The 26,085-nt window shown below is 70.4% G+C and carries 27 protein-coding genes, 2 tRNA genes and 2 pseudogenes; 23 read left to right on the forward strand and 8 right to left on the reverse strand.

From position 1 onward, the window contains the following. The first annotated feature begins 50 nt into the window (after positions 1-50). Positions 51-140 (forward strand) — tRNA-Ser (locus HL652_RS20540). Positions 141-318: 178 nt separating this feature from the next. Here HL652_RS20540 and HL652_RS20545 read toward each other — a convergent pair. Together HL652_RS20545 and HL652_RS20550 are read right to left on the reverse strand one after the other, a co-directional pair. Beyond that, the gene (locus HL652_RS20545; protein WP_171707026.1) at positions 319-792 is read right to left on the reverse strand and encodes an SRPBCC family protein; all 474 of its coding nucleotides are present in this window, start codon (positions 790-792) and stop codon (positions 319-321) included. Further along, on the reverse strand, positions 789-1,124 hold the full coding sequence (locus HL652_RS20550; RefSeq protein ID WP_171707027.1) for an ArsR/SmtB family transcription factor: 336 nt from the start codon (positions 1,122-1,124) through the stop codon (positions 789-791). The genes HL652_RS20545 and HL652_RS20550 overlap by 4 nt, the downstream gene beginning before the upstream one ends. A gap of 76 nt (positions 1,125-1,200) precedes the next feature. On the opposite strand from HL652_RS20550, the gene HL652_RS20555 reads away from it, so the two are divergent. The 6 genes from HL652_RS20555 (at position 1,201) to HL652_RS20580 (ending at position 6,293) form a co-directional block, all read left to right on the forward strand. Then, positions 1,201-2,598: an LCP family protein gene (locus HL652_RS20555; RefSeq protein WP_253743524.1), complete on the forward strand. Its 1,398-nt coding sequence runs from the start codon at positions 1,201-1,203 to the stop codon at positions 2,596-2,598. Between the two features lie 53 nt (positions 2,599-2,651). Next, positions 2,652-3,782: an acyltransferase family protein gene (locus HL652_RS20560; protein ID WP_171707029.1), complete on the forward strand. Its 1,131-nt coding sequence runs from the start codon at positions 2,652-2,654 to the stop codon at positions 3,780-3,782. After that, positions 3,667-4,353 (forward strand): alpha/beta family hydrolase, encoded by a 687-nt coding sequence (locus tag HL652_RS20565; RefSeq protein WP_171707030.1) that lies wholly within the window; start codon positions 3,667-3,669, stop codon positions 4,351-4,353. The genes HL652_RS20560 and HL652_RS20565 overlap by 116 nt, the downstream gene beginning before the upstream one ends. 32 nt (positions 4,354-4,385) lie before the next feature. Continuing rightward, positions 4,386-4,476, forward strand: a tRNA-Ser gene (locus HL652_RS20570). A 162-nt stretch (positions 4,477-4,638) separates the two neighbouring features. Further along, positions 4,639-5,826, forward strand: coding sequence for a Fic family protein (locus HL652_RS20575; RefSeq protein ID WP_171707031.1), 1,188 nt, complete (start codon positions 4,639-4,641; stop codon positions 5,824-5,826). Positions 5,827-5,924: 98 nt separating this feature from the next. Next, positions 5,925-6,293 carry a hypothetical protein gene (locus HL652_RS20580; RefSeq protein WP_171707032.1) on the forward strand — a complete coding sequence of 123 codons (369 nt, stop codon included), beginning with the start codon at positions 5,925-5,927 and terminating at the stop codon, positions 6,291-6,293. A 19-nt stretch (positions 6,294-6,312) separates the two neighbouring features. Here HL652_RS20580 and HL652_RS20585 read toward each other — a convergent pair whose 3' ends face one another. Continuing rightward, positions 6,313-6,654, reverse strand: coding sequence for a hypothetical protein (locus HL652_RS20585; protein ID WP_171707033.1), 342 nt, complete (start codon positions 6,652-6,654; stop codon positions 6,313-6,315). 113 nt (positions 6,655-6,767) lie between these two features. On the opposite strand from HL652_RS20585, the gene HL652_RS20590 reads away from it, so the two are divergent. After that, a complete protein-coding gene (locus tag HL652_RS20590) occupies positions 6,768-6,980 on the forward strand; it encodes a hypothetical protein (protein ID WP_171707034.1) in 213 nt (70 codons plus the stop codon). Between the two features lie 65 nt (positions 6,981-7,045). Then, complete coding sequence (locus HL652_RS20595; RefSeq protein ID WP_171707035.1) at positions 7,046-7,375, forward strand: hypothetical protein; 330 nt, start codon at positions 7,046-7,048, stop codon at positions 7,373-7,375. A gap of 6 nt (positions 7,376-7,381) precedes the next feature. Here HL652_RS20595 and HL652_RS20600 read toward each other — a convergent pair whose 3' ends face one another. The 3 genes from HL652_RS20600 to ypfJ form a co-directional block, all read right to left on the reverse strand. Further along, positions 7,382-7,681: a Fe-S cluster assembly protein HesB gene (locus HL652_RS20600; protein WP_171707036.1), complete on the reverse strand. Its 300-nt coding sequence runs from the start codon at positions 7,679-7,681 to the stop codon at positions 7,382-7,384. 70 nt (positions 7,682-7,751) lie between these two features. Then, the gene (locus HL652_RS20605) at positions 7,752-8,120 is read right to left on the reverse strand and encodes a tryptophan synthase subunit alpha (RefSeq protein ID WP_371743527.1); all 369 of its coding nucleotides are present in this window, start codon (positions 8,118-8,120) and stop codon (positions 7,752-7,754) included. Positions 8,121-8,167: 47 nt separating this feature from the next. Continuing rightward, positions 8,168-9,055, reverse strand: coding sequence for a KPN_02809 family neutral zinc metallopeptidase (ypfJ, locus tag HL652_RS20610; protein ID WP_171707037.1), 888 nt, complete (start codon positions 9,053-9,055; stop codon positions 8,168-8,170). A 71-nt stretch (positions 9,056-9,126) separates the two neighbouring features. On the opposite strand from ypfJ, the gene HL652_RS20615 reads away from it, so the two are divergent. From HL652_RS20615 to HL652_RS20665, 12 genes and pseudogenes are all read left to right on the forward strand, one after another. Next, on the forward strand, positions 9,127-9,462 hold the full coding sequence (locus HL652_RS20615; protein WP_171707038.1) for a hypothetical protein: 336 nt from the start codon (positions 9,127-9,129) through the stop codon (positions 9,460-9,462). A 92-nt stretch (positions 9,463-9,554) separates the two neighbouring features. After that, on the forward strand, positions 9,555-10,316 hold the full coding sequence (locus tag HL652_RS20620; protein ID WP_171707039.1) for a GntR family transcriptional regulator: 762 nt from the start codon (positions 9,555-9,557) through the stop codon (positions 10,314-10,316). After that, positions 10,313-11,821 carry an MmgE/PrpD family protein gene (locus HL652_RS20625; RefSeq protein ID WP_171707040.1) on the forward strand — a complete coding sequence of 503 codons (1,509 nt, stop codon included), beginning with the start codon at positions 10,313-10,315 and terminating at the stop codon, positions 11,819-11,821. Before HL652_RS20620 ends, HL652_RS20625 begins: the two co-directional genes overlap by 4 nt. Then, positions 11,821-12,726 carry a methylisocitrate lyase gene (gene prpB / locus HL652_RS20630; RefSeq protein WP_171707041.1) on the forward strand — a complete coding sequence of 302 codons (906 nt, stop codon included), beginning with the start codon at positions 11,821-11,823 and terminating at the stop codon, positions 12,724-12,726. The genes HL652_RS20625 and prpB overlap by 1 nt, the downstream gene beginning before the upstream one ends. A 26-nt stretch (positions 12,727-12,752) precedes the next feature. Further along, positions 12,753-13,907: a bifunctional 2-methylcitrate synthase/citrate synthase gene (locus HL652_RS20635; RefSeq protein ID WP_171707042.1), complete on the forward strand. Its 1,155-nt coding sequence runs from the start codon at positions 12,753-12,755 to the stop codon at positions 13,905-13,907. A gap of 52 nt (positions 13,908-13,959) precedes the next feature. Then, on the forward strand, positions 13,960-15,183 hold the full coding sequence (locus tag HL652_RS20640; RefSeq protein WP_171707043.1) for a cation:proton antiporter: 1,224 nt from the start codon (positions 13,960-13,962) through the stop codon (positions 15,181-15,183). Positions 15,184-15,260: 77 nt separating this feature from the next. Next, the gene (locus HL652_RS20645; protein ID WP_171707044.1) at positions 15,261-16,892 is read left to right on the forward strand and encodes a S1C family serine protease; all 1,632 of its coding nucleotides are present in this window, start codon (positions 15,261-15,263) and stop codon (positions 16,890-16,892) included. A 73-nt stretch (positions 16,893-16,965) separates the two neighbouring features. Continuing rightward, entirely contained in the window at positions 16,966-20,280 is a 3,315-nt protein-coding gene (locus HL652_RS20650; protein ID WP_171707045.1) for an AfsR/SARP family transcriptional regulator, read from the forward strand. Between the two features lie 100 nt (positions 20,281-20,380). After that, positions 20,381-20,563, forward strand: a pseudogene (locus HL652_RS21830) (hypothetical protein); the annotation flags it as partial. A 113-nt stretch (positions 20,564-20,676) separates the two neighbouring features. Then, a pseudogene (locus HL652_RS21835) lies at positions 20,677-20,895 on the forward strand (tRNA-specific adenosine deaminase); the annotation flags it as partial. Between the two features lie 82 nt (positions 20,896-20,977). Then, positions 20,978-21,937: a hypothetical protein gene (locus tag HL652_RS20660; RefSeq protein ID WP_171707046.1), complete on the forward strand. Its 960-nt coding sequence runs from the start codon at positions 20,978-20,980 to the stop codon at positions 21,935-21,937. Further along, positions 21,931-22,725 (forward strand): hypothetical protein, encoded by a 795-nt coding sequence (locus HL652_RS20665; protein ID WP_171707047.1) that lies wholly within the window; start codon positions 21,931-21,933, stop codon positions 22,723-22,725. Before HL652_RS20660 ends, HL652_RS20665 begins: the two co-directional genes overlap by 7 nt. Here HL652_RS20665 and HL652_RS20670 read toward each other — a convergent pair. Continuing rightward, a complete protein-coding gene (locus HL652_RS20670) occupies positions 22,679-23,482 on the reverse strand; it encodes an SDR family NAD(P)-dependent oxidoreductase (protein ID WP_216603956.1) in 804 nt (267 codons plus the stop codon). The two genes, HL652_RS20665 and HL652_RS20670, sit on opposite strands and share 47 nt — an antisense overlap. 49 nt (positions 23,483-23,531) lie before the next feature. After that, on the reverse strand, positions 23,532-24,035 hold the full coding sequence (locus HL652_RS20675) for an Lrp/AsnC family transcriptional regulator (protein WP_253743526.1): 504 nt from the start codon (positions 24,033-24,035) through the stop codon (positions 23,532-23,534). Between the two features lie 139 nt (positions 24,036-24,174). Between HL652_RS20675 and ald the strand changes: the two genes are divergently transcribed. Next, a complete protein-coding gene (gene ald / locus HL652_RS20680) occupies positions 24,175-25,299 on the forward strand; it encodes an alanine dehydrogenase (protein ID WP_171707049.1) in 1,125 nt (374 codons plus the stop codon). A gap of 221 nt (positions 25,300-25,520) precedes the next feature. Beyond that, complete coding sequence (locus tag HL652_RS20685; RefSeq protein WP_171707050.1) at positions 25,521-26,075, forward strand: NADPH-dependent FMN reductase; 555 nt, start codon at positions 25,521-25,523, stop codon at positions 26,073-26,075. The last annotated feature ends 10 nt before the right edge of the window (positions 26,076-26,085 follow it).

Below are 26,085 nucleotides of genomic sequence, written 5' to 3' on the forward strand. Positions count from 1 at the left end.
CACGCCCTGTACACTCGACCGTGATCGTCGCCCGTCGGGGCGGCTGATCGGGAGGGCTGTCCGAGCGGCCGATGGAGCCAGTCTTGAAAACTGGTGAGGTGTTAAAGCCTTCTAGGGTTCGAATCCCTAGCCCTCCGCCACGAGTGCGCGGGGGTGTCTCTCGTGCGCGGCGTGTGTTGGTCGCAGAAAGTGCTGCCAAACCGCGCTGAGCGAGCACTTTGCGCGACCAAGAGTTCGGCGCGGGAGCGCCAAGAGAGGCGTCGACAGTGGCGCCGAGGATAGCCCGAGCTCGCCGTCACGTGGGCGCGAGCCCGCGCCTCAGCCCGCGAGCAGCGCGTCCAGGCGCTCGTAGCCCTCGACGACGCCGTGTTCCATGCCGTTCTGCACCATGCCGTCGCGCGAGTCCACGCTCGGGAAGACGCTCCAGCCCGACACGCGGGTGCGCCCGCCGTCGAGCGCTGTGAACAGCATCCGTTCGATCGAGACGAACTCGGGCAGGCCCTCCCACTCGAAGGTCTGCACGATCTCCACGCCCGGCACGACCCGGTGGAACACCCCGTTGAACGCGAACTCGTCGCCCGCGGGGTTGCGCTGCACGTAGCGCCAGCGCCCGCCTGACTCCAGCGAGTAGACGTCGATGGTGGTTTCGTAGCCGTTCGGGCCGACCCACTGCCGCACCAGCTCGGGATCGGCATAGGCGTTGAAGACCGCATCCACCGGGGCGTCGAACTCGCGCACGATCTCGATGAACGGCAGCCCTTCGGGGGCGGTGATGGTGACGGGGTTGCTCATGATTCTTTCTCCTTATCGTTTCGAAGCACGGCGTCGAGCCGACGGAACCGCTGCTCGTGAGCCAAGCGATAGCCGTCGATCCAGCCGGTGAGCCGCTCGAGGGCCTCGGGCGCGAGGTGCACGGGCCGCCGCTGCGCCTCACGGGTGCGGGTGACGAGCCCGGCCGCCTCGAGCACCTGGATGTGCTTCGACACGGCCTGAACCGAGATGCTGAACGGCTCCGCCAGTTCGTTGACCGTGGCCGGCCCGCGACTCAGACGCGCGACGATGGCGCGTCGCACGGGGTCGGCGAGAGCGGCGAACGCCCGGTCCAGCTCCGCGTCCTTATCCATTCAACCCGTCCCTTTATCAACCAACTACTTGAATAATAGACGGCGCCGCGGGGGTTGTCACGTGCCCCCTTCTGGGGTGACGATTGCGCGCCCCAGAGCCGCTCACCGCCGCGCGTCCCTGCGACAATCGAAGCGAGACAACGGCGAACGGGGGACGACGATCAGCCGCACGACAGCGAGACCGACGCCGCTGGCCCGCCATGGCCGCCAGTCGTCGCCGCACCCGTTCCGCGCCGTCGCGGGCTTCGTCGCCGTCGCGCTGGCCGTCGTCGCCGTGAGCGGCGCGTCGATCGGCGCCTACGCCGCCTGGGACGTCGCCGCCTCCATCACCACCGTCACCCTCGCCTCCGACGACGAGGCGGCGGCGGTCATCGCGGCGGGAGGCGACGCGCCACCCGAGATCTCGGCCATCGACGGCGGCGTCAACCTGCTGCTCGTCGGCAGCGACAGCCGCACCAACCAGGGCGACGCCTACGGTGAAGACGAGGGCGGCGAGCTCAACGACGTCACGATGCTGCTGCACATCTCCGAAGACCACTCGAACGCCACGGTCGTGAGCTTTCCGCGCGACCTCATCGTCGACATCCCCGAGTGCCCCGAGGGCGGCGGCTACACGGCTCCCATCAACGAGTCGCTCTCGCAGGGCGGCCTCGCCTGCACGGTGCTGACCGTCGAGGCGCTGTCGGGGCTCAGCATCCCGTTCGCCGCCGAGATCCAGTTCAACGGCGTCATCGAGATGTCGAACGCGCTCGGCGGCGTGCCGGTGTGCGTCTCCGAGGTGATCGACGACCCCTTCACCGGCGTCTACCTCGAGCCCGGCACGCACCCGCTGATGGGTGCGGATGCGCTCGGCTTCCTCCGCACCCGCCACGGCGTCGGCGACGGCAGCGACATCGGGCGCATCTCGTCGCAGCAGGTGTTCCTGTCGTCACTCGTGCGCACCGTGAAGAGCGACTCGACCCTCACCGACTTCGGCAAGCTGTACGGGCTGGCGAAGGCGGCGGCGAGCAACATGATCCTCTCGCAGAGGCTCGCGTCGCCCGACACGATGGTGTCGATCGCGCTCTCGCTGAAAGACATGGACCTCTCGAAGGTCACCTTCGTCGCCTACCCGAACTACTACGCCGACTGGGTTCCCGAGGGCAAGGTCGCGCCCGACACCGAGGCGGCCGGCATCCTGTTCGCGGCGATCCAGGCCGACCAGCCGGTCGCGGTGGCGGCTCCCGGCGGCATCGCGTCGGTCATCGACCCGAACGCGCCCGTCACCGCCGATCCTGCAACGCCGACGGATGCTGCGGCCGACCCCGCGGCACCCACCGACGGCACCGACCCGGCTGGCCCCGTCGACCCCGACGCCCCCGTCGACCCGGCCGCGCCCGCCGACGGCACCACAGCATCCGGAGTCACCGTGCTGCCCGACAGCGTCAAGGGCCAGACCGCCGCCGACTACACCTGCTCGGTCGGCAACCCGTAACGAGACCCCCGCTGGGATTTGTGACCCGGCGCCCGATGGGGTTGGGTTGAACGATGACCTCCACCCCCGCCCCGCGCGTTCAGTGGATGGACACGCTGCGGGGCGCCGCGGTGCTGCTCGTGGTCGTCTACCACGCGCCTGGGCTGCTCGAGCTGCTGGGCTGGGACATCCCGCCGTTCCTCGTCAACGTGAACGACTTCTTCCTGCCGTTCCGCATGCCCGCGCTCATGCTGCTCGCCGGCATGCTGCTGCCGCGGTCGCTCGCCAAGGGGCTCGGCCGCTACTACCTCGGCAAGCTGGTGTTCGTGGTGTGGCCCTACCTGGTGTGGGCCGCCCTCCACATCGTGCAGTTCGGGGCGGCGTACCCCATCGACGACGTGAGGGCGTGGATCTCGACCGGCTACCTCTGGTTCCTGTTCTTCCTCATCGTCTACTACGCGGTGGCGCCGCTGTTCGCGGTGCTGCCGCCGTGGCTGCCGCCGGTCGCGCTGTGGGCGGTCGCCGCCGTCGTCGAGCCCGGGCTGGTGCACAACCTGCTGTTCTATGCGGGCTTCTTCTTCCTCGGCAATCTCGTGGCGCTGCGGCCACGGTTGCTCGACGCGCTCACCGAGCGGCGCTGGGTGGTCATCCCGCTCAGCGCGATCGCCGTCGCCTTCGGGGTGTACATCGTCTTCGCGCCGGTGAACGCGGTGGTGTGGTTCGTGCCGTTCAGCCTCGCCGGCATCGTCGCCGCCATCGCCTGGCTGCGCAAGACCGACGGGCTGGCCCTGCTCGACCCGCTGCGCTTCGCCGGACGCAACTCGATCGTGTACTACGTGGCGCACTTCCCGCTGATGGTCGTCGTGCTGAAGATCATCCCCGATGACGCGTCGCCCGATCCCACCAGCGTGGCGGTGTGGATGCTGCTGGCTGCTCTGGCCGGATGCACGCTGCTGGCCCACGGTCGGCGCATCATCCCGGTGCGCTGGTTGTTCGAGGCGCCGGTGCCGGGGGCGTGGTTGCGCGGAGGTCGGGGTGGGTCGCGCGGCTCGCGCCGGTCGCTCGGGTTCGGGCGGCTACGCTCGGGGGATGCCCGAACTGCTGTGGACCGGTCCGCCCGACGCCCCCGTCCTGGTGCTCGCCCACGGGGCGGGCGCGGCGATGGACTCGGAGTGGATGACCCGCTTCTGCGACTCGCTCGCTGAGCGCGGGGTGCGTACGGCCCGGTTCGAGTTCGGGTACATGGCGGCCAGGCGCGCGGGGGCGCGCAAGCCGCCGCCGAAGGCCGAGACCCTGATGGGGGAGTACCGGGATGCGGTGGGGGCGGTGGTCGACGCGCTCGGCGGCGACGGCGGCAGCGGCGGCGGCAGCGGCAGCGGTGGCGCTGCGCGCGTCGCGATCGGCGGCAAGTCGATGGGCGGCCGCGTCGCCAGCCTCGTCGCCGACGAGCTCTCCGCCGACGGAACCGGCCCCGTCACCTCGCTCGTCTGCCTCGGCTACCCGTTCCACCCGCCCGGAGCTCCCGAGAAGCTCCGCACCGCCCACCTCGCCGAACTCCGCACCCCCACCCTCATCCTCCAGGGCACCCGCGACCCGTTCGGCACCGTCGAGCAGGTTCCGGGCTATGCGCTGTCGCCGAGCATCCGTGTCTCCTGGCTCGACGACGGCGAGCACGAGTTCAAGCCGCGCGTGAAGATCTCGGGCCACACCCACGCCGAGCACCTCGCCACCGCCGCCACGGAGACTGCCGATTTCGTTCGCGCACATCGGCTATGATGGCCAAGGCGCTCGCTCACCGGCAGCGCCGAGGAGACGTCGCATAGTTCGGCCTAGTGCACCACCCTGCTAAGGTGGAGTACCCTTTATTGGGTACCGTGGGTTCAAATCCCACCGTCTCCGCACCGGCTTCCGCCCCTCGAACGCCCTCCCACGAGGGCGTTTCTTCTTTCCGCGGCGGATCGTCCGTCCATTCACGTTGACTTGAATCCCCGGGCATCCCATTCAAGTAAATCGCGAATTACTTGAACTACACTGATGTCACTTCAAGTTTCGAGGTGTGCTGTGGACGTCACAAAGTTCGATGCGAGCCCGATAGGGAATCTGACGCCGATCAGCGGCACCGACAAGACCTCGGGCGCCTCGTTCCATCACTTCGCGTACGTTCCTCATCCGCTGGGCGCTGAGCCTGCCCTCTCGAATTCAACCTGGCGGGCGGTGTCGCGGGCCAGCCACGCACTCGGGCGGCTTCAGCAAGGGTCCGCGATCGTCAAGAATCCGAGCATCCTGCGGCAACCGACCCTCCGTCGGGAAGCGCAGAGCACGTCGGCTCTGGAAGGGACTTTTGCGCCTCTCGAGGAGGTCCTCGCAGCGAATGTGATCGATCAGTCGAACCGCTCATCGGCCCTGCGGGAAGTGCTGAACTATGTGCAAGCTGCGGAAGTCGCCTTCGAGTCGTTGGAGCAAGGGCGACGGATCACCGTCGGCCTCATCGAGCAATTGCACGCGGATCTTGTGGCTGGCACGGCGGCGGACACGGATGATGCGGGAAGGACCCGCTCGATTCAAGTCGCGATCGGCACGCAAGGTCGAGGGGTGGAGCAAGCCCGGTTCATTCCCATGCCGCCCGGTGCGACGCTTCGAGCGGCCTTCGGTGACCTGATCGATTGGGTGAGGAGAAGCGACGAGTCTGCTGACGGTCGCGATCCGCTCGTCGCGGCCGCCATGGCACATTACCAATTCGAAACGATCCATCCGTTCAATGACGGGAACGGTCGGCTCGGCCGCCTGCTGATCGTGCTTCAACTGCTTCAGGATCATGCTCTCTCGGAGCCGCTTCTCAGCGTGTCGCCGTGGTTCGAGGCGCGGCGTGACAAGTATCAGGATGCGCTCGCGGAGGTGAGCGTGACTGGAGACTGGAATCCTTGGGTGACGTTCTTCGCTGAAGGTCTCGAAGCCTCAGCCGTTGATACCGCCACGAGGCTTGAGTCGCTGCTCGCCGTGCAAGAGCACTTCCATGACGTGTTGCGAGGTGCCAAAGCACGAGGGATCGTGCGCGACATCGTCGATCACCTGATCGGCCTACCTTTCGTCAACATCCGGAATCTGGCGGACCTCACGGGTGCGACCTATCAGGCTGCGAGCACGGCGGCCGGAAAGCTCGTCGATCTGGGAATCCTGGAAGAGATGACGACCCAGGGTGTGAGGGCGTTCCGCGCTCCGCTCGTACTCGCCGCCATCCTGCGGCGATGAGCCGTCGGATCGACGCGGCAGGCCCAGACAGAAGGACGGGGACGGGGAAATTCCGAAACGACGGGGCGGAGTAGTTGATCTGGGGTAACAATGAGAGGGTGACACAGGATATTCAGCCGCTTCACGATCTCATGACGCCCGAGACGAACGTGAAGCGCATCATGCACACGGGCACGGTGTGGTTCGGCGTGGCGGTCGGTTCGACGGCCGTCACCCTCGGACTGCTGCTCTCGTCGGGCTGGCGGCCCGCCGACCTCCCGGGCGGGCTCGAGACGCTCTGGTGGATCGCCTCCACCGTCGTGGTGCTCAGCATCGGGCTCATCGGCTGGTCGGGCTGCCCGATCCTCGAGGTCGACGTGCCCACCGCCGACCGCAACAAGTCGCGCACCATGCAGCTCGGCACGATGCTCTTCATCATCGGAGGGGCCGCGGCGATGCTGGCCGTGCTGCTCAGTCCGGCGCCGTAGCTCTCAGCGCCGCGCAGCGCTACTGCGTCAGCGCGAGCACGACCAGGGTGGCGGTGCCGCCCACCAGCAGCGTGCCCGCCGCCACCTGCACCAGCCGGTTGCGCGAGATGCGCTCCCACGGTGTCTGCAGCTCGGGGCGGTGGAAGCGTCCGCGCGGATGCGGGCGGCGAGCGGATGCGGCGGCCGGCCTCGCGACGGAAGGCACCAGGTGCGCGGTCGGCGCCGAATCGGCTGCCGCACGAGGGCGCACCGTGGTGGTGTCGAGCTCCCAGAGCAGGTCGTCGAAAGCGTCGTCATCCGACGCATCCGGGTTCGAATGCACCGCGGATCCTCGGGAGGCGGGGGTCATCGCGTGGGTCATGAGGCGAGCCTAGGCAGCGGTGCGCGGCGACGCGATGGGGAGAACTCCCCGTGAATCGCCGCCCGACCGGCGTGGGTGCACCCGATGTCGGTGGTCGAGCGCAAAATTGCCCCATGAACGAGACAGAACTGTGCACGAGGTGCGAGGGGTCGGGTGCCGACCCGGTCCAGGGCTGGTTCGACGGCGAGGGCTGGTTCGACACCGATCGCGGTGACCGCGATGAGGTCACGCTGTGCCTGGAATGCCGCGGCGACGGGGTGCTCGTCGTCATCGACGGTCGCACTTTCGACGCACTCGCACACGAAGAACTGAGACTCTCCGCGTAGGCTGTGCGTAGGCCGCCACCCGGCGCGGGGTCGGCCTGCCTGCGACGCTCGGGAGGAGGGGGACCATGGGGTCGAGATATCGCCGCTCCAGCGCTCCCGTGAGCGTCGACGCCGTGCCCGACTCCTCCGACCCCTACACCGCCTATCTGAGCTGGGTGGCCGAGGGTCGGCCCGCACTCGGCGGAGCCACGACCATCGGCGGTGCCACCGCCCTTGCCGCTGCGCGGCCCGAAGAGGGAACCGTGCTGCTCTCCGAGCACGTGCAGGTTCAAGAGCTCACGCAGAGCGGCGCCGCGGGTCAGCCGCCGACGGCCCGAACCGAGTCCCTCGTTCCGAAGGAGTCGGTGTGGCAGCGGCTCACCGACAGGTTCCGCCGCCACACCCTCGGAAGCTGAGGTACGTCAGACGCGTGCCAACGAGAAGTGCACCGACCCCGCATCGTCGACCTGCGCATCCAGCACCGTGTCTTCGAGCACCGGCGCGACGCTCTCCTCGAGGTAGACGCGCGCCCCGGCGCTCTCCACGATCTGGTCGGTGGGCTCGGGCCGTGGCGCGACCGCCACGTCGAAGCTGTCGTTCGTCGCCGCCGACGAGATGCGGAGCCCGGCCTCCGAGGCCCCCGGGTTCTCGCCGAGGCTCACGACGGTGCGGTCGGCGAGGGTCTTGACGACGGTGCCTGCGTTCTCGGTCAGGGTGAGCATGGTTCTTCCTTCCGGTTGCGATCAGGAGTCACCCACCCTTCCCGGCTCGCCGCCTCGACGGAACCCCGTCTCAGGGAGCTTTGCGGTGACTCCCACCTGACCCCAGACCTGGTCCGCCCTGCGCCCCGGTGCTCCCGATGATGCGCCACACCGTGCGCGTGAGCGCCGGATGATCGAGTGCGATCTGCCTCAGCACCCGGTAGTCGCGCGCCGGCGTGGGCGCCCGCCCGCCGTCTTCGGTGATGGTGTCGGCCCGCAACAGATAGACCACGAGCTCGTCGACGCTCGGCAGCTCCTCCATGAACTCCCACGGGTCTTCCCCCGCCAGCAGCCGCTCGTGCACGATGGTGTCGAGCTCGTCGGCGGCCTCGGCGCGGAGCACCTCGAGACTCGCCTGTCCCCGCGGGAAGTGCAGCCGCAGAGCGTCGTCAGAAGTCACCCTTCGAGCCTATGCACCGGATGCTCCCGAATCGAGTCGAGAACGCCTCAGAGCTGCGACTCCTCGACCGAGAAGGTGTCACACGCCGCGGGCCCGCTCGCGAGCCCGACACCGAACCACTTCTGGCGCGACTCGCTCGACCCGTGAGTCCACGACTCGGGGTTCACCTGGCCGCCCGCCCCCTGCTGGATCCGGTCGTCCCCGATCACCGAAGCCGCGTTCAGGGCATCGGCGATCTGCTCGTCGGTGACCGGCTCGAGGAAGGGTGTTCCGTTCGCATCCGGTGTCGTCGACGCCGACTTCACCCAGGCGCCCGCGAAGCAGTCGGCCTGCAGCTCCGAGCGCACGGCGTCGGAGCCGGGCCCGGTGGCCGAGTGGTCGATGCGGTCGAGCGTGCCCGAGAGCTGCTGGATGTGGTGGCCCCACTCATGCGCGATCACGTACATCTGCGAGAGACTCCCGCCGCTCGCCCCGAAGCGGTCGCGCAGCTCACCGAAGAACGAGGTGTCGAGGTAGATGGTCTGGTCGGGCGGGCAGTAGAAGGGGCCGATGGCGCTCGACGCCTGCCCGCATCCGGTCGAGGTCTGCTGCTCGAACAGCACGACGTCGCGCGGCGAGGTGTACGACACCCCGAGCGCCGTCGCGGCGCCCGGCCAGTACGCGTCAAGGGAGTTCGCGGCGCCTACCACCAGGCAGTCGGTGTTCGAGTTGGCGTCGGCCCCCGTGTCGCAGTCGAGCGCCTGCTCGCTCTGGCTCTGACTGCCGCCCTGGTCGCCGCCGAGCAGGCCGGCGAACCCGGTGAGGTCGACGCCCACGAGCTGCGACAGCAGCACGAGACCCACCACCACGATGGCTCCACCGCCGCCGATCGCCGCGGTTCTGCCCCTCCGGGAGACCTTGCCGGAGTCGAGTTTCGCGTCGGGCCTGAACGTCATGCGCTCAAGCTACCCCCGAACGTCGGAGAGTGGATGCGCGGGCCGCGATCCGACACACGATAAACTGAGACATGCTTATCTCCGACTCGCTTGAGGCACCGCGACCGTCGCCGACCCTGGGGCGAGCCGCCTTGTTGTTCGCCGTGCTCGTCCCGGTCTTCGGGCTCGTTCTCGGTGTCGTCTCCCGGCTGCTGCCGACCGGGGCGTCGGAGTCGCTGCTGGGGCTCGGAATGCTTCAGGTGCTGGTGACGGGCTCGCTCGTGGTCGCGAGTCTGGTCTGCTCGGTCGCCTGCCTCGTGCAACGCGGCTCGGCTGGTCGCATCCCGGCCGCCATCGCTCTCGGCGCTTCCGCGAGCACGGTGCTGACCCTCGGCTTCTCCTGGCTGCCCTTCGTCTTCCTTCGTTGAGTCTTCCGAGGATCCTGTATACACAGGTGGAATGGAGAGCTGGAAAACGGGCTCTCGGGGCGCTAAACTAACGCCAATGTATACACAGCGGGGTGCTCGTGGCTCGCGCCGGTGAGACGGCGTATGCGCTGCTGCGCTCCGACATCCTCGACTGGAGCCTCGAGCCGGGCACTGTGCTCGCGGAGCTCGAGCTCTCGGCGCGACTCGGCATCTCGCGCACACCGGTGCGCGAGGCCCTCGCGCGGCTCGTGGCCGACGGGCTCGCCGAGCCGCTCGGCGGGCGCGGCCTCATCGTCGCCCCGGTCTCGGCCGAGAACGTCGTCGAGCTGTTCGAGCTGCGGCGCCTGCTCGAGGCGGAGGCAGCGGGTCTCGCCGCCCGCCGCCGCGACCCGGAGCCCTTCCGCGCGCTCCGCGACGAGTTCCGCGACGTGGCGCCGCTGCTCGACGACCCCGACCCCGCCCGCCGCGCCTACTACGACCTCGTCACCCGCTTCGACGACGCGGTCGACCGGGCGGTCGGCAACCCGTTCCTGGTCTCAGCGCTCGACGGTGTGCGCACGCATCTGGTGCGCATCCGTCGTCTCTCGCACGACAACCCCGAGCGACTGCTCGAGGCTGCCCGCGAACACCTGCTCATCGTGGAGGCCATCGCCGACGGCGACGCGCAGCTCGCTCAAGACGCCACCCGGGTGCACCTGCACCGCAGCCTGCGTTCGACGCTCGCCTCGCTCGCCGCTCTCGACGAGGCGCATCCGCTGAACGTCCCCCGACCCGCCACGACGACCCGACCCGCCACGAACCCCCGACACACCCCCGACAGCCGAACCACCCCGATGAGGAGAACCGCCCGATGAAGCAGCACGAGGTGCGCGTCTACAAGAGCGACGAGAACCTGCCCCGCGAGGGCCAGCTGGCCTGGAAGATCGCCGAGGTCGCCGCCGACCCCGTCGCGGTCGACCCCGAGGTCACCGAGATGGTGATCAACCGCATCATCGACAATGCGAGCGTCGCCGTGGCGTCGATCACCCGCGGCCCGGGCGTCGCCGCCCGTGCCCAGGCGCTCGACCACCCCTACGCCCCCGGCGCCTCCGTGTTCGGTGTCACGGGCGGCTACAGCCCCGAGTGGGCCGCCTGGGCGAACGGCGTGGCCGTGCGCGAGCTCGACTACCACGACACCTTCCTCGCCGCCGAGTACTCGCACCCGGGCGACAACATCCCGCCCATCCTCGCCGTCGCCCAGCACACCGGCGCCACCGGTGCGGCGCTCCTGCGTGGTATCGCGACCGGGTACGAGATCCAGGTCGACCTGGTGAAGGCGATCAGCCTGCACAAGCACAAGATCGACCACGTCGCCCACCTCGGCCCGAGCGCCGCCGCCGGCATCGGCACGCTGCTCGGCCTCGACGTGCCGACGATCTTCCAGGCCATCGGCCAGGCGCTGCACACCACCACCGCCACCCGCCAGTCGCGCAAGGGCGAGATCTCCACCTGGAAGGCGCACGCCCCCGCCTTCGCCGGCAAGATGGCGGTCGAAGCCGTCGATCGGGCAATGCGCGGCCAGACGTCGCCAACCCCGATCTACGAGGGCGAAGACGGCGTCATCGCGTGGCTCCTCGATGGTCCGGATGCGCGCTACAGCGTCCCGCTCCCCGAAGCGGGCGAGGCCAAGCGCGGCATCCTCGACACCTACACGAAGGAGCACTCGGCCGAGTACCAGGCGCAGGCCTGGATCGACCTCGCCCGCAAGCTCCACCGCGAGCACCCCGAGCTCGCCGACCCGGCCTACGTCGGCAGCATCACCATCCACACCAGCCACCACACGCACTACGTGATCGGCTCGGGCGCGAACGACCCGCAGAAGTACGACCCCACCGCGAGCCGCGAGACGCTCGACCACTCCATCCCCTACATCTTCACCGTCGCCCTGCAGGACGGCAGCTGGCACCACGTCGACTCCTACGCGCCGGCGCGCGCCGGTCGCCCCGACACCGTCGAGCTGTGGAACAAGGTGCGCACCCTCGAAGACCCGGAGTGGACCCGCCGCTACCACTCCAACGACCCGGCCGAGAAGGCCTTCGGCGGCCGGGTGGAGATCATCCTGCACGACGGGTCGACCATCACCGACGAGATCGCCGTCGCCGACGCGCATCCGCTGGGCGCCCGGCCGTTCGCGCGCGCCGACTACGTGCGCAAGCTCCGCATCCTCGCCGAGGGGGTCGTCGACGACGCCGAGATCGAGCGCTTCCTGGGCCTCGTCGAGCGCCTGCCCGAGCTCACCCCCGACGAGGTGCGCCGGCTCAACATCGTCGCCCGCCCCGGCCTCCTCGAGGCCATCGCGCTGCCGAAGGGACTGTTCTGATGCTGTACTCCACCGTTCCCGCCGCCGAGAAGCGCGCGAGGTTCCGCGAGGCGCTGAGTTCCGGTGAACTGCAACGGATGCCCGGCGCCTTCAACCCGCTGAGCGCCCGGCTCATCGAGGAGAAGGGCTTCGAGGGGGTCTACATCTCCGGCGCGGTCATCGCCGCCGACCTCGGTTTTCCCGACATCGGCCTCACCACCCTCACCGAGGTGGCGACGCGCGGCGGGCAGATCTCGCGCATGACGAACCTGCCCACCCTCATCGACGCCGACACCGGGTTCGGCGAACCGATGAACGTCGCCCGCACCGTGGAGACCCTCGAAGACGCCGGCGTGTCGGGCCTGCACATCGAAGACCAGGTGAACCCGAAGCGCTGCGGACACCTCGACGGCAAAGCCGTGGTGGATGCGGATACGGCCGTGAAGCGCATCCGTGCCGCCGTCGACGCCCGCCGCGACCCGAACCTGCTCATCATGGCGCGCACCGACATCCGCGGGGCCGAGGGGCTCGGCGCCGCCGTCGACCGGGTGAAGCAGCTCGTCGACGCGGGAGCCGACGCCATCTTCCCCGAGGCGATGGCCGACCTGTCGGAGTTCGAGACCATCCGGGCCGCCACCGACGTGCCCCTGCTCGCGAACATGACCGAGTTCGGCAAGAGCGAGCTGTTCAGCACGCAGCAGCTCGCCGACGTGGGCATGAACCTCGTCATCTACCCGGTGTCGCTGCTGCGCATCGCCATGGGGGCCGCCGAGCGAGGGCTCGACGCACTCACTGCGGAGGGGTCGCTGAAGAGCGAGGTGGCGGGCATGCAGACCCGTGCGAGGCTGTACGAGCTGCTCGACTACGAGGCGTACAACGCCTTCGACACCTCCGTGTTCAACTTCGACGTACCGACCGGCCGCTGAGACGCGGATCTTCACGAGGGAGTGACATGACCGATCAGAGCAAGACACCCGCCGCCACCGACAGCGCCGCCGGGCCCGACATCAAGAAGGGCCTCGCCGGCGTCGTCGTCGACTACACCGCGATCTCCAAGGTGAACCCCGAGACCAACTCGCTGCTCTACCGCGGCTATCCCGTGCAGGAGCTCGCGGCCTCGTGCAGCTTCGAGCAGGTGGCATACCTGCTCTGGAACGGCGAGTTGCCCTCCGCCGAGGAGCTCGCCGCGTTCGAGCAGGAGGAGCGGTCGCAGCGCGCGCTCGACCCCGCCGTGAAGCGGGTGATCGACGAGCTGCCGCTCACCGCGCATCCGATGGACGTCGTGCGCACCGCCGTGTCGGTGATCGGCGCGCTCGACCCCGCCTGGGCCGACGCGTCGCCCGAGGGCAACCTCGCCAAGTCGGTGGCGCTGCTCGCGAAGCTGCCCGCCATCGTCTCGTACGACCAGCGCCGCCGGCGCGGCCAGGAGCTCGTCGAGCCCGACGAGTCGCTCGGCTACTCGGCGAACTTCTTGAGGATGACGTTCGGCGAGGTGCCCTCCGACGTCGTGGTGAAGGCCTTCGACGTGTCGATGATCCTCTACGCCGAGCACTCCTTCAACGCGTCCACCTTCACCGCGCGGGTGGTGACCTCGACGCTCTCCGACCTGTACTCGGCGGTCGTGGCCGGCATCGGCGCGCTCAAGGGCCCGCTGCACGGCGGGGCCAACGAGGCGGTCATGCACATCTTCGACGAGATCGGCTCGGCCGACGCCGCGGAGGGGTGGCTCGAGGATGCGCTGGCGAATAAGAAGAAGATCATGGGCTTCGGCCACCGCGTGTATAAGAACGGCGACTCGCGGGTGCCCACCATGAAGGCCTCGCTCGACACCCTCGTCGCCGAGTACGACCGGCCCGACCTGCTCGCCCTCTATGAGGCGCTGAACGACGCGATGCAGGCGCGCAAGGCCATCCAGCCGAACCTCGACTACCCGTCGGGGCCCGCGTACCACCTCATCGGCTTCGACACCGAGATCTTCACCCCGCTGTTCGTCGCCTCGCGCATCACGGGGTGGACCGCGCACATCAGCGAGCAGCTCGCCTCGAACGCCCTCATCCGCCCGCTGTCGGCCTACAACGGGCCCGAGGAGCGGCACCTCACGAGCTGACGTATGCGCGGCCGCCACGCCCACGCGCTAGTGTTCGCTGGAGGGGGTGGGCGTGGACGGTCTCGATCCGGTTTCGATCGGGGTGGTGGCGGGGCTCGCCGTGCTGGCCCCGCTGGTCGCCTCCCTCGTCGGTCGGGTGGCGAAGGTGCCGCTCGTGGTGTTCGAGATCGTGCTCGGCATCCTGGTCGGCCCGAGCCTGCTCGGCTGGGTCGACGAGAGCGGGTTCATCGACGGCCTGTCGGAGTTCGGGCTCGCGATGCTCTTCTTCATGGCGGGCAACGAGATCGACTTCAAGGCCATCAGTGGGAGGCCGCTGCGCCGGGCGGGCCTCGGCTGGCTGATCTCGCTGGTCGCGGGCGTCGCCGCCGGGCTGCTCGTGACGCCGTCCATCGAGGCGGGCATCGTCGTCGGGATCGCCCTCACCTCGACCGCGCTCGGCACCCTCATGCCGGTGCTGCGCGACGCCGGCGAACTGTCGACGCCGTTCGGCAGGGCGGTGACCGCGGTGGGCGCGGTGGGTGAGTTCGGGCCTTTGGTGGCCATCTCGCTGTTCCTCAGCGGGCGCTCGCCGGTCACCTCGACGCTCGTGCTGATCGGCTTCGTGCTGGTGGCGGGCCTCGCCATCTTCTTCGCCTCGCGCGGCCCCTACCCGCGGTTGCACTCCCTCGTGGCGGCGACGCTGCACACCAGCGGGCAGTTCGCGGTTCGCCTCGTGCTCCTCGTGGTCGCCGCCCTCGTGGTGCTCAGCATCGTGCTCGGCCTCGACATGCTGCTCGGGGCGTTCGCCGCCGGCGTGCTCTACCGCGTGCTGCTGAAGGGCGGCGACCGGGCCGACCTCGAGCTGGTCGAGTCGAAGCTCGAGGCGGTGGCGTTCGGCTTCCTGGTGCCGATCTTCTTCATCTACACCGGGGTGACCTTCGACCTCTCCTCGCTCGTCGAGAGTCCCTCGTCGATCGCGCTCATGATCGCGTCGGTGGTGTTGCTGCTCCTCGTGCGCGGGCTGCCGGGCGCGCTCGCCGCGCCGCCCGGTGCGGGCCGTCGTGACCGGGTGGCGATCGGGCTGTTCAGCGCCACGGGGCTGCCGATCATCGTGGCGGTGACCAACATCGGGGTGGCCGAGAGTGTGATCCAGCCGTCGACGGCCGCGGCGCTGGTGGGGGCCGGGATGCTCTCGGTGCTGCTGTTCCCGCTCCTCGCGCTCGGGCAGCGGCGGCGCGCCCTGGGTGGGCGCACGCTGCCGCCCGACAGCGAGGTGCACGTGCCCGTGGAGGGCTGAGCGCGGCGGATTGCCGGATGCTTGCGGGGTGGGGATCCCTGCTCGGGCAACGCTGTCCGCTGCCTACGCTGGCCCGCATGATTCGACCACTCCCTACCTCTGACCCACGTTCCTCCCAGCCACGTTCGCGCACCGCCCGCCCGCTGCGGCGCGGCGCCGCCGCGACCGCCGTCGGCACCCTCGCCGTCCTCGCCCTCACCGCCTGCTCCTTCGGGTTCGGGGGCGGCCCCGCCGACCGGGGCGGAGCATCCGGAACCGCCGGCCCCGGCGTGAACGCGGCCGGCGCCGTGGGCTTCGACGAGGTGCAGTCGGCGGTGCTGCAGATCGAGGCCGTCGGCACCTTCGCCGACCCCTCGTACGGCGACTACGAGGGCGCCGGCCGGGGCACCGGGTTCCTCATCTCACCCGACGGGCTCGCCCTCACCAACAACCACGTGGTGGTCGGCGCCGGCACGCTCGACGTGTGGCGCGGGGGTGACACGGCGAAGACGCTGAACGCGCAGGTGGTGGCGTCGAGCGAGTGTCTCGACCTGGCGGTGATCCAGCTGCAGAAGGGCGACTACCCGTACTTCGCCTGGCACGACGGGGAGATCGCGACGGCCACCGATGTGTACGCCGCCGGCTTTCCGCTCGGCGACCCGACCTTCACCATGACGCGCGGCATCGTGTCGAAGGCGTCGACCCCCGGTGAGACGCCGTGGGCCTCGCTCGACTCGGTGATCGAGCACGACGCGCGCATCCGCCCCGGCAACTCCGGCGGCCCCCTGGTCGACACCGAGGGCCGGCTGATGGGCGTGAACTACGCCGGCAGCGACCTTTACGACACCAACCTCGCCATCCACCGCGACGAGGTGCAGGCCGTGCTCGACGAGCTCGAGGCGGGAACGGATGTGCTGAGCCTCGGCATCAACGCCCACGCCCTCACCGACGACGAGGGCAACGGGCTCGGTGTGTGGGTGAGTTCGGTCGCTGCCGGGTCGGTGGCCGATGCGGCGGGCGTCGAGCCCGGCGACGTGCTGACCAGGATGCAGGGGGTCACCCTGGCGCAGGACGGCACCCTCGCCGACTACTGCGACGTGCTCCGCACCCACGGGCAGAGCGGGGTGATCGACGGGGAGCTCTACCGGCCCGGGGAGGGGTTGTACTACCGCGGGCAGTTCAGCGGAGACGCCTTCGAACCGGTCGAGGTGATCGGCGCATCCGGGGTCGCGGGCGCTGACGACGGCTCGAGCGCGGGCGCCTTCGAGACGGTCTCCGACGACAGCGGCGCCATCCTCGTGGAGGTGCCTGCGGCGTGGAGCGAGATCGACGGGGCTCCGCTGCAGACGGATGCGGGCACCTGGGCGAGCATCGTCGCAGCGCCCTCGCTCGACGGGTTCAACGGCTCGTGGAACACGCCGGGCGTCGCGATCGCCGCGTCGGCCGAGGCGGTGGGGGTGATCGACCCGCAGGCGCTGCTGCAGGGGAGCGCCGACTTCCTGCTCGGCGAGGGGTGCACCTCGCTCGGGCGGCAGCCGTTCGCCGACGGGTACCACACGGGCCAGTTCGAGGTGTTCGACTCGTGCGGCGGGGTGGGCGCGCAGTACGTGTCGCTGGCGGCGACGAGTGACGACGGCGGCTACGTCATCACGGTCAACGTGCAGGCGAACAGTGACGACGACCTGGCGGCGGTCGACCGCATCCTGGGCAGTTTCATCGCGCGGTTCTGAGCTGGGGTGCGGTGCGGATGCTGTTGCCCGTGAGGCTATTGACTAACTTTACAGGGTGGTGAATACTGCACGGGTGACCAGTATCCGCATCCAGCTCTTCGGCCCCGTGCGCGTGCGGCGGGGGAGGGAGCATCTGCTGCTCGGCGGGGTGTTCCGGCGAGCCATCGTCGCTCGGCTCGCGCTCACCCCGGGCGAGCCCGTCACCACCGCCGAGCTGGTGGAGGAGCTGTGGGGCGCGCCGCCGAGCGCCGCCGTCAGCTCGCTCCGCGCGCAGGTGTCGCGGCTGCGGCAGGGCGAGCTCGGCGGGCTGATCGTGGGAGGGCGGGGCGGGTACCTGCTCGATCCGGCGGGGGCCGAGATCGACGCGGAGGTGCTGGCGCGGCTCGGGGAGGCGGGGGAGTTCGGGGTGGCTCCCCGGAGCGCGGGCTTTTGGGCGGGGGTGCCGCTCGCCGATCTCGAGGGGTTCCCCTTCGTGGCGCCGGCGCGGGCGAGACTGCGGCGCCTGCGGGAGAGGTCGATCGAGCGTTACGCCGAGGGTCGACTCGCCGCGGGGGCGGCGGGGGAGGCCCTCGAGGCGCTCACGGCGCTGTCGGCGGGTGGCGCCGAGGTGGGGGAGTCGGTGATCCTGCTCGCGGCCCAGGCGACGGCCCGCCTGGGGCGCCCCGCCGAGGCCCTGCGCCTGCTCGACGAGGGGGCGGAGGGCCTCGAGGGCGGTGGGGCGGAGGGCGCCTTCGGGGCTCGCGCGGGTGCGGGCGGGGGTGCGTGTGCCGGCGGGGGCGTCGGCGCGGGGCGCGCGGTGCGCGGCGGGGGCGTCAGCGCGAATGCGGGTGCCTGCGCGGAGGTGGGTGCCGGTGCCGGCGCGGGTTCCGGTGCCGGTGGGTGCGACGACGGGGTTCGCGCGGTGCGCGTTGCGGGAGCCGGTGCGGGTGCGGGTGCGGGTGCCAGCGCGAGTGCGGGTGCCGGGGCGGGCGCCAACGCGGGCGCGGGTGCCGGGGCCGGTGATGGAGGCACCGAGCGGGCCCGGAATCCGCACCGCGGCGTGGTGGAGGCCGGGGTGGTGGCGGCGGCGCAGCCGAGCCGGAGGTGGCACGCCTCCCACGAGCTCTGGGCCGACGACGGGGTCGCGCAAGAGGTGCGCGACGGAGGGGCCGCCGCCGCCGTCATCACCGAGGCACCCGACAGGCCCGCGACGTTCGACGCGGTGACTCTGCGGGAGGCGATCGTGCGGTTCGACCCGGCGGTCTCGCCGCGGAGGGGCGGCGGGGCGGTCGCGCGACGGGGCATCCCGCTGCCGGTGAGCTCGTTCGTCGGTCGGGCCGAGGAGATGGCGGCGATCGCCGAGGCTCGTCGCAGCTCACGGCTCGTCACCCTCGTGGGCCCCGGGGGAGTCGGCAAGACACGGCTCGCCATCGAGTGCGCGCGGCGGGTAGAGCATCCCGACGACGACGAGCAGTGGATGATCCAGCTCGCGCCGCTCCGGGCGGACGGCGGCCTGGGCGGTTCCGCGTCGACACGGGGTCTCGTCGCCGAGCTGCTCGCCGATCGGGTTGGGGCCGCGGGCCCGCGCGCGGCGAGCCGCACCGCGGTCGAGGCCGTCGAGGCCGTGGCGGAGCGGCTCGGCGGGCGCCGCGCCCTGCTCGTGCTCGACAACGCCGAGCACGTGCGGGAGGAGGTCGCCGAGCTCGTCGTCACGCTCCTGGCGCACTGCCCCGGGCTCACCGTGCTCGTCACCACGCGCGAGGCGCTCCGCGTTCCCGGAGAGCGGCTCGTGCCGATCGCGCCGATGTCGGTCGACGACAGCGGTGACGCGGTGGCGTTGTTCGCCGCGCGGGCTGCGGATTCGTCGCCCGGGTTCGAGGCTTCGGGTGACGCGCAGCGGAGCATCCGTGCCGTGTGCGCCCGCCTCGACGGCCTCCCGCTCGCCCTCGAGCTCGCCGCGGCGCGGCTCGACGTGCTCGACCTCGACGAGCTCCGCAACGCGATCGACGCGGAGGGCCTGCTCGACCGGCACGCGCCCTCCACGGCGCGCCACGCCAGCCTCCACAACACCATCGCGTGGAGCGTCGAGCTGCTCACCCCCGCCGAGCGCACCCTCCTCCGCCAGCTCGCCTGGTTCGCCGGGCCGTTCACCCGCGACGCCGCCGACGCGATCTGCGCGACGGCCGAACGCGACGCCGGGGGTGAGGCGGCCGCGCCTCCCACTGCTCCACCCGCCCGCGAGCTCCTCCTCGGCCTCGCCCGCAAGTCGCTCGTCGCCGTCGACACCGTCGCGGGCCGCCGCCACTACCGGCTGCTCGAGTCGGTGAAGCTGTTCGTGCAGCAGGGCGAGACAGAGCCGGCCTGCGCCGCTGAGCGTGAGGCCTGGGCGCAGCGTCACGTCGAGTGGTTCGCCGCGTGGGCGCTCCGGGTCGACGGCGAGCTGCGCGGCGACGCGGCCCGCGACGCCCACGCCGCCCTCGACGCCGCCCGCCCCGACCTGCACCTCGCGTTCGAGCACGCCCTCGCGCACGGCGACCGCGAGAACGCGCTGCGGCTCGTCGGAGGGCAGGCGTGGCACTGGTTCCGCCGCGGGCTCTTCGAGCGCGCCCGCCTCTGGATCGACCAGGCCCTCGCCCTGCCCGGCCCCGCGCATCCGTCGACCGTGGCGAAGGCGTACTTCGGGGCGGTCATGAACATTCACCGCTCGGGCGACGAGTTCGGCGGTGAGCGCTACGCTCTCGAGGGCGCGGCCGCGGCCGAGGCCTCGGGCGACCCCACGCTGCGCGCCCTGTTCGCCGCCTGCACCGGCATGTGGCGGGCCGTCGCGGGTGACGTCACCGGCCACGACGAGCGGATGCGGCGGGCCCTCGCCCACCTCCAAGAACCCGGATGCGCGGGCTGGGCCGAGAGCGAGGTGCACCTGTTCCGAGGCATCGCGAAGGGCTACCTCGACAAGCCCGCCCAGGCGCTCGAAGCGTTCGGCGAGGCGCACCGTGCGGCCCGGCGCTGCGGGCACCGGTGGGCGGCGGACGCCGCGGCGCAGCGGCTCGCGCACCTCTACATCAAGCTGCGACGCGGGCGCGACGCCGTGTCGCAGGTGCGGTCGGCGGTGCGCGGTGCGGTGTGCGACGGCGACATGCACGCGGTCGTCACCACGCTCCACACCGGTGCCGCGGCCTGCGCGCTGCTCGAGCGGCACGGCGACGGTGCCGCGCTGCTCGGCGTCGTCGACACCGTCGCGGTGCGCTTCGGCTACGCGCCCCGCTCGGTCGAACCGCCCTACTGGAGCAGCTACCGCGAGCGGGTGCGACAGGGCCTGCCGACCGCGGTGTGGCGCCGCGAGTACGCGCGCGGAACCCGCCTCGGCATCGGCGACGCCATCCGCCTGCTGGATTGCGTCGCCTCGTGAGGGGCGGGGGTCTTCGTCGCGCAAAATGCTCCCAACCGCCGGAATGAGAGCAGTTCGCGCGACCAACGCGAGCCCGGCGGGGCTGTGGGATGCTGACGGGATGCACGCACCCGAAGCATCCGATGCCTCTCTGGCCCCCGCCGACCTCGAGCCCGTCGCGCTCGCGCACCTGGAGCGCGCCGTCGAGCTGGCCCGCAGCGCCCGCGAGCACGGCAACCACCCGTTCGGCGCGCTGCTCGTCACCGCCGACGGCCGCGTCATCGAGGCCGAGAACACCGTCATCACGGGCCACAACCCCATCGGACACGCCGAGACCAACCTCGTGCACGACGCGGCCAGCGGCTCGAGCCGAGCGAGCTCGCGGGCAGCACCCTCTACACGAGCACCGAACCCTGCGCGATGTGCTCGGGCGCCATCTACTGGTCGGGCATCCCGGCCGTGGTGTTCGCCCTCTCCGAGGCGGCCCTCCGCGACCTGGTCGGCGAGCAGGAGGGCGTTCCCACCCTCTCCCTCCCCAGCCGCGAGGTCTTCGCCCGCGGCGACCGCGCCGTCACCCTCACCGGCCCCGTCGCCCTCCCTGCCGCCACCTCCGTGCACGAGGGCTTCTGGCACTGACGGTCCGGGTTGCGGAAAATATTTAGCTAGATCACCGGATATAAGTTATATCGGAATTTCGCGTTCAAGCTAATATGAATCCATGATCTCGGCCGGAGACGGAATCGACACCCTGGAGAATCTCGGGGTGCGCGTGCGGCCATCCGGCCCCCGTCGCGCTGTTCTGCAGCTCCCGTCCCGCTCGGTGACGGCGCGGGTCATCACGAGGCAGCATCCGCTGAAGCCCGTCGACCTCGGCGTTCTCGGTCGTCTCGACCCCGACGAAGACGCGGTTCTCGTCGTCGTGCCCAGGCTCACCCCGGCCGGTCGGCGGCTGGCGGCAGAGCATCCGGATCTCATCGTCGTGGCCGTGGAAGACGGTACGGCACTCGTCGAGGGGGACGAGCTCCGCCCGGTGATGCGGGAGGATGCCCCAACCCTTCTGCGGAGGCGAAAGCCGTGGGGGCGATTCGCTCTGATGCGTTCGCTCCTGCGCACCCCCGAACCGCGCGACCAAGCGACCTTGGCCGCCGAGTCCGGCATCACGCAGTCGGCGGTCTCCCAGGGCCTCAAGGTGCTCGACCACGTCGAACGTCGTGAATCGGGCTGGGTCTGCACGAATCCGGAGAAGCTCTGGGATTCGTTCCTGGCCGACTACCCCGGTGCCGGCGGTCTGAGCGGGTGGTGGTTCGGGCTGGCCCCCGTCGTGCAGCAGGCCGCTCGTGTGACGAGTGAGGTCGAGACCTCCCTGCTCTCCGGTGATCTCGCCGCCGACGCCCTCGCCCCCTGGCGACGGCCGCGACGCGGTGTCATCTACGTCGGTTCCGGGGTCGAGCTCGAGGCTATGGGGCTGGCCCGGAGTCGCGAGTCGAAGGCGACGCTCGAGGTCACCATCCCGGCCGATCCCACGATCTGGTCGACCGCCCGCGCATGGGCATCGGGCGGTGATCGCGATGATCTCGCCGACCCTCTGCTCGCGGCCTGGGACGTCGCACGCACCGGCGGCCCCGATGCCGACGAAGCGGTCGAGCGTCTCCGCACGCTGGTGCTCGCCCGATGGTGAGTCGATCCGCTCGCGTGGTCGAGACCGTGTCGACGTCCGCCGCAGACGACAACGCCTTCCGGGCGCTGATCGACGCGTGCCGCCTCAGCGAAGACCTGCCCGAGGCGAGGATCGTCGGCGGCCAGATGGTCGGGGTCCTCACCCTCGCCTACCCGGATGCGCCACGCGTCGACCGCAGGACGGCCGACGCCGACCTCGGCATCTCCACCAAGATCGCCAGCTCGGCCATCCGCCACGACCGCCTCCGCGACGCGGACTACGTCGCCACCTCGGGCAACCACTACGAGCGCGGCGAGGCGCAGATCGACGTTCTCGCGCCCTCCCCGGACGGACGCTTCCGCAGCACCGTCAGCGGCGGGCGGGGGATCGATCTCTCGCCCGGGCTCGGACTGCGGGTGCCGAAGGTCGAGGCGGCGGTCATCCTCAAGGCCTTCGCCACGACCTCACGGAACGCCCCGAAGGATTACACCGACCTCTACAACCTGCTCTCCATCGCCTATCGATACGGTGAGGAGGCGATCGGAGGATGGCGACTGCGCGAGAATCCTCCACGCCGTCGCCGACGGCGCGTCGACGAACCGGTTCGTCGCCGCAGCCGGCGTGGAGCGGGAGAAGCTCGTCGCCCTGGTCAGGGAGCTCGTCTACCGCGAGAGGACGTGACTCGAGGCGGTGCCGACGTTCTCTCCGACAAAGTGCGGGAAGACGGTGGTTATCACGGACTTTGTGGGGGAGAAGCGTGGGTCACTGGGCGGTGTAGCCGCCGTCGACGGGGAGGACGGTGCCGGTGATGAAGGAGGCCTCGGGGGAGGCGAGGTAGAGGATGGCGTCGGCGATCTCGCGCGGCTGGGCGATGCGCTGCAGCGGATGCGTCGCCGCGATCGCGCGCATCGTCGCGTCGGGGTCGGGCAGGGCCCGCAGCGGCACCCGCACGAAGGGGGTGTCGACGGTGCCCGGGGCGACGACGTTGACGCGCACGCCCGCGCCCGCGACTTCGATGGCGAGGGCCTTGCTGAAGGCGACGATCGCGCCCTTGGTCGCCCCGTAGGCGACCTGGTTCGCGAGGCCGACGAGCCCCGAGATCGACGAGACGTTCACGATCGACCCGCCGCCCCCCGCCGTCATGGCGGGCAGCGCCGCACGCGCGAACAGGAAGAGGCCGCGTACGTTCGTGGCCACGAGCCCATCCCACTCGTCGAGCGAGGTGTCGACGAGCGGTTTCAGCAGGAAGCGGGCCGCGTTGTTGACGAGCACGTCGAGGCGCCCGAACCCGTCTACCGCGGCGGCGACCGCGCGGTCGGCGGTGCCCGGCTCGGCGACGTCGCCCACCACCACGGCCACGCCCGCGTCGTCGGAGAAGAGCGCGACGGCATCCGCATCGCGATCGACCGCCACGACCCGCGTGCCCCGGGCACGGAAGCGCCCGACGGTCGCGAAGCCGACTCCGGATGCTGCTCCCGTCACGATCGCGACCGGTGACTCTCCGTCCGCAGCCGAGTTCTCCGCCATGACCACTCCCGCCCGGCGAGCACCTTCGCGCGCCTCCACGAACCCACGCTAGCGTCCGATCGTCAGACAAAGCGAGCATCCGCTGTGGTCAGTGCGTCGACACCGCCTCCCGCACATCGGCCCACGACGCCCCCGCCGCCATGTGCTGCACCCCGATGAGGTGGTCGAAGATGATGTTCGTCTGTGTCGATGCCACCGAGCTGTCCATGCTGAGCTCCGTCGCCACGAAGTCACGCAGCTGCCCGGTCGACGTACACGCCACGTGGATGAGGAAGTCGTCGGCGCCCCCGAGGAAGAACACGTTCAGAACGTTCGGCAGCGTCACCACCCGCTGCGCGTAGGTCTTGATCTGCGCCCTTGCCTGCGCCTTCAGTCGCACGGCGACGATCGCCTCGATCGGCAGACCGAGCGACGCCCAGTCGGGCTGCGCGTGGAACGACCGCAACACCCCGTTCTGCACTAGCGCCCGCACTCGCACGAGGCACGTCGAGGGTGCGATGCCCACTCGCTCGGCCAGCTCCTTGTTCGGCAACCGCGCCTCGCGGCACAGCTCCCAGACGATCCTCTCGTCGATTTCGTCGATGGCGACCACGATGACTCCCTGCCGAATCCAGCGCCCAGATGTGCGGCGACACCGAATTATATTCGGCATGCGTGACACAAGGCGAAACGATGTCGATAATTTCCCCGAGAAGCAGCGAAGGCGCCCACCCACCACAAGGAGACCCCCGATGATCATCGGAGTGCCGAAAGAGACCAAGAACAACGAGTTCCGCGTCGCCATGACCCCCTCCGGGGTGTTCGAGCTCGTCAGGCACGGCCACACCGTGCTCGTCGAACGCGGGGCGGGCGTGGGTGCGGCGATCGGCGACGACGAGTACGAGGCGGCAGGAGCATCCGTCGTCGACCTCGACACCGTGTGGGGCGCCGAGATGATCGTGAAGGTCAAGGAGCCCATCGCCCCCGAATACGGCAGGATGCGCGAGGGGCAGCTCATCTTCACCTACCTCCACCTGGCCGCGGCCGAGCCCCTGGTCGAAGCCCTGCTCGAGTCGAAGGCGACAGCGATCGCCTACGAGACCGTGCAGCTCGCCGACGGCACCCTGCCGCTGCTCGCACCGATGAGCGAGGTCGCCGGCCGCCTCAGTGTGATGGTGGGCAGCTACCACCTCATGGGGTCGCAGGGCGGCCGCGGTGTGCTGCTCGGCGGCGTGCCGGGCGTGCGCCCCGCCAAGGTCGTCGTGATCGGCGGCGGCATGGCGGGCGAGAACGCGGTGCAGCAGGCTGTCGCCGCGGGTGCCGAGGTGACGGTGCTCGACCTCAGCATCCCGCGACTGCGGCACCTCGACGAGGTCTACGCCGGGCGCGTGAAGACCGTGGTGTCGAACGCCTTCGAGGTGGAGCGCTCGGTGCTCGAGGCCGACCTCGTGATCGGCGCCGTGCTGGTGCCGGGCGCCAAGGCACCGAAGCTCGTGTCGCACGAGCTGGTGTCGCGCATGAAGCCGGGCTCGGTGCTCGTCGACATCGCCATCGACCAGGGCGGATGCTTCGAAGACTCGCGCCCCACCACCCACGACGATCCCACCTACCTGGTCGGGAACTCGATCTTCTACTGCGTCGCGAACATGCCCGGTGCGGTCTCGGCCACCTCCACCGCCGCTCTTACGAACGCCACGCTGCCCTACGTGGTGCGGCTCGCCGACCTCGGCTGGCGCGCCGCCGTCGAGGCGACCCCGGCGCTCGCGCCCGCGGTGTCGACGGTCAACGGGCGGCTCACCCACGCCGGCACGGCCGAGGCGTTCCCGCGCTTCGGCTTCACGCCGCTCGACGAACTCGTGCCCGCGCTGCACGGCTGATTCACTGCCGCAGGCCCGGCATGAAGCATCCGAGTTGTCGAAAAGTTACACGGCGAAACACGCGTGTAACCGTCGGCGGCGATACTGGAGGAGCAACGTAAGCCGTTGCGGGCCCACCGGGCCACAAAATCTCGGTGGTGTGTGAGAGAGATGTCGGAATCTCCCCAGGCCCCGCATCCTCTCATTTCCTGTCAATCGGTATGAAGTGAGAAGCACGCATCATGGCACTGAAAGCAACGATCGTCGTCGGCAACCCCAAGCCGAAGTCGCGCACTCTCAAGGTCGCCGAGACCCTGGTCGAGAAACTGCTCGAACCCGGGTCGTACGACCTCGAGATCATCGATCTCGCCGACCACACGGCCGAGATCTTCGCGTGGCCGTCGGAGAGGATGGCCGCGCTCAACGCCCGGGTCGCGGAGAGCGACCTCGCGGTGTTCGCCTCGCCCACCTACAAGGCCAGCTACACCGGCCTTCTGAAGGCCTTCCTCGACCGGTATCCGGCGAACGGGCTCACGGGCGTGACGGCGATCCCGGTGCACACGGGAGGCGACCTGACCCACGCGATGGGCCCGACCGTCAACCTGGCACCCCTGCTGGTGGAGCTCGGCGCGGTCGTTCCCGGCCGCGGTTTCTACTTCGTGGCCGGCCAGATGGACCACCTCGACGAACTCGTCGAGCAGGCCGCCGCAGAGTACGCCGCCAGCCTCGCCCGCCTCGCCACGGTCGCCGCCGCGACCCGTGCCGCTGCTGCTTCCGACTCCGTACCGGTTGCGTAGACCGCAAGAG

This window comes from Herbiconiux sp. SALV-R1, assembly GCF_013113715.1.
In the GTDB taxonomy this organism is placed as follows: Bacteria; Actinomycetota; Actinomycetes; order Actinomycetales; family Microbacteriaceae; genus Herbiconiux.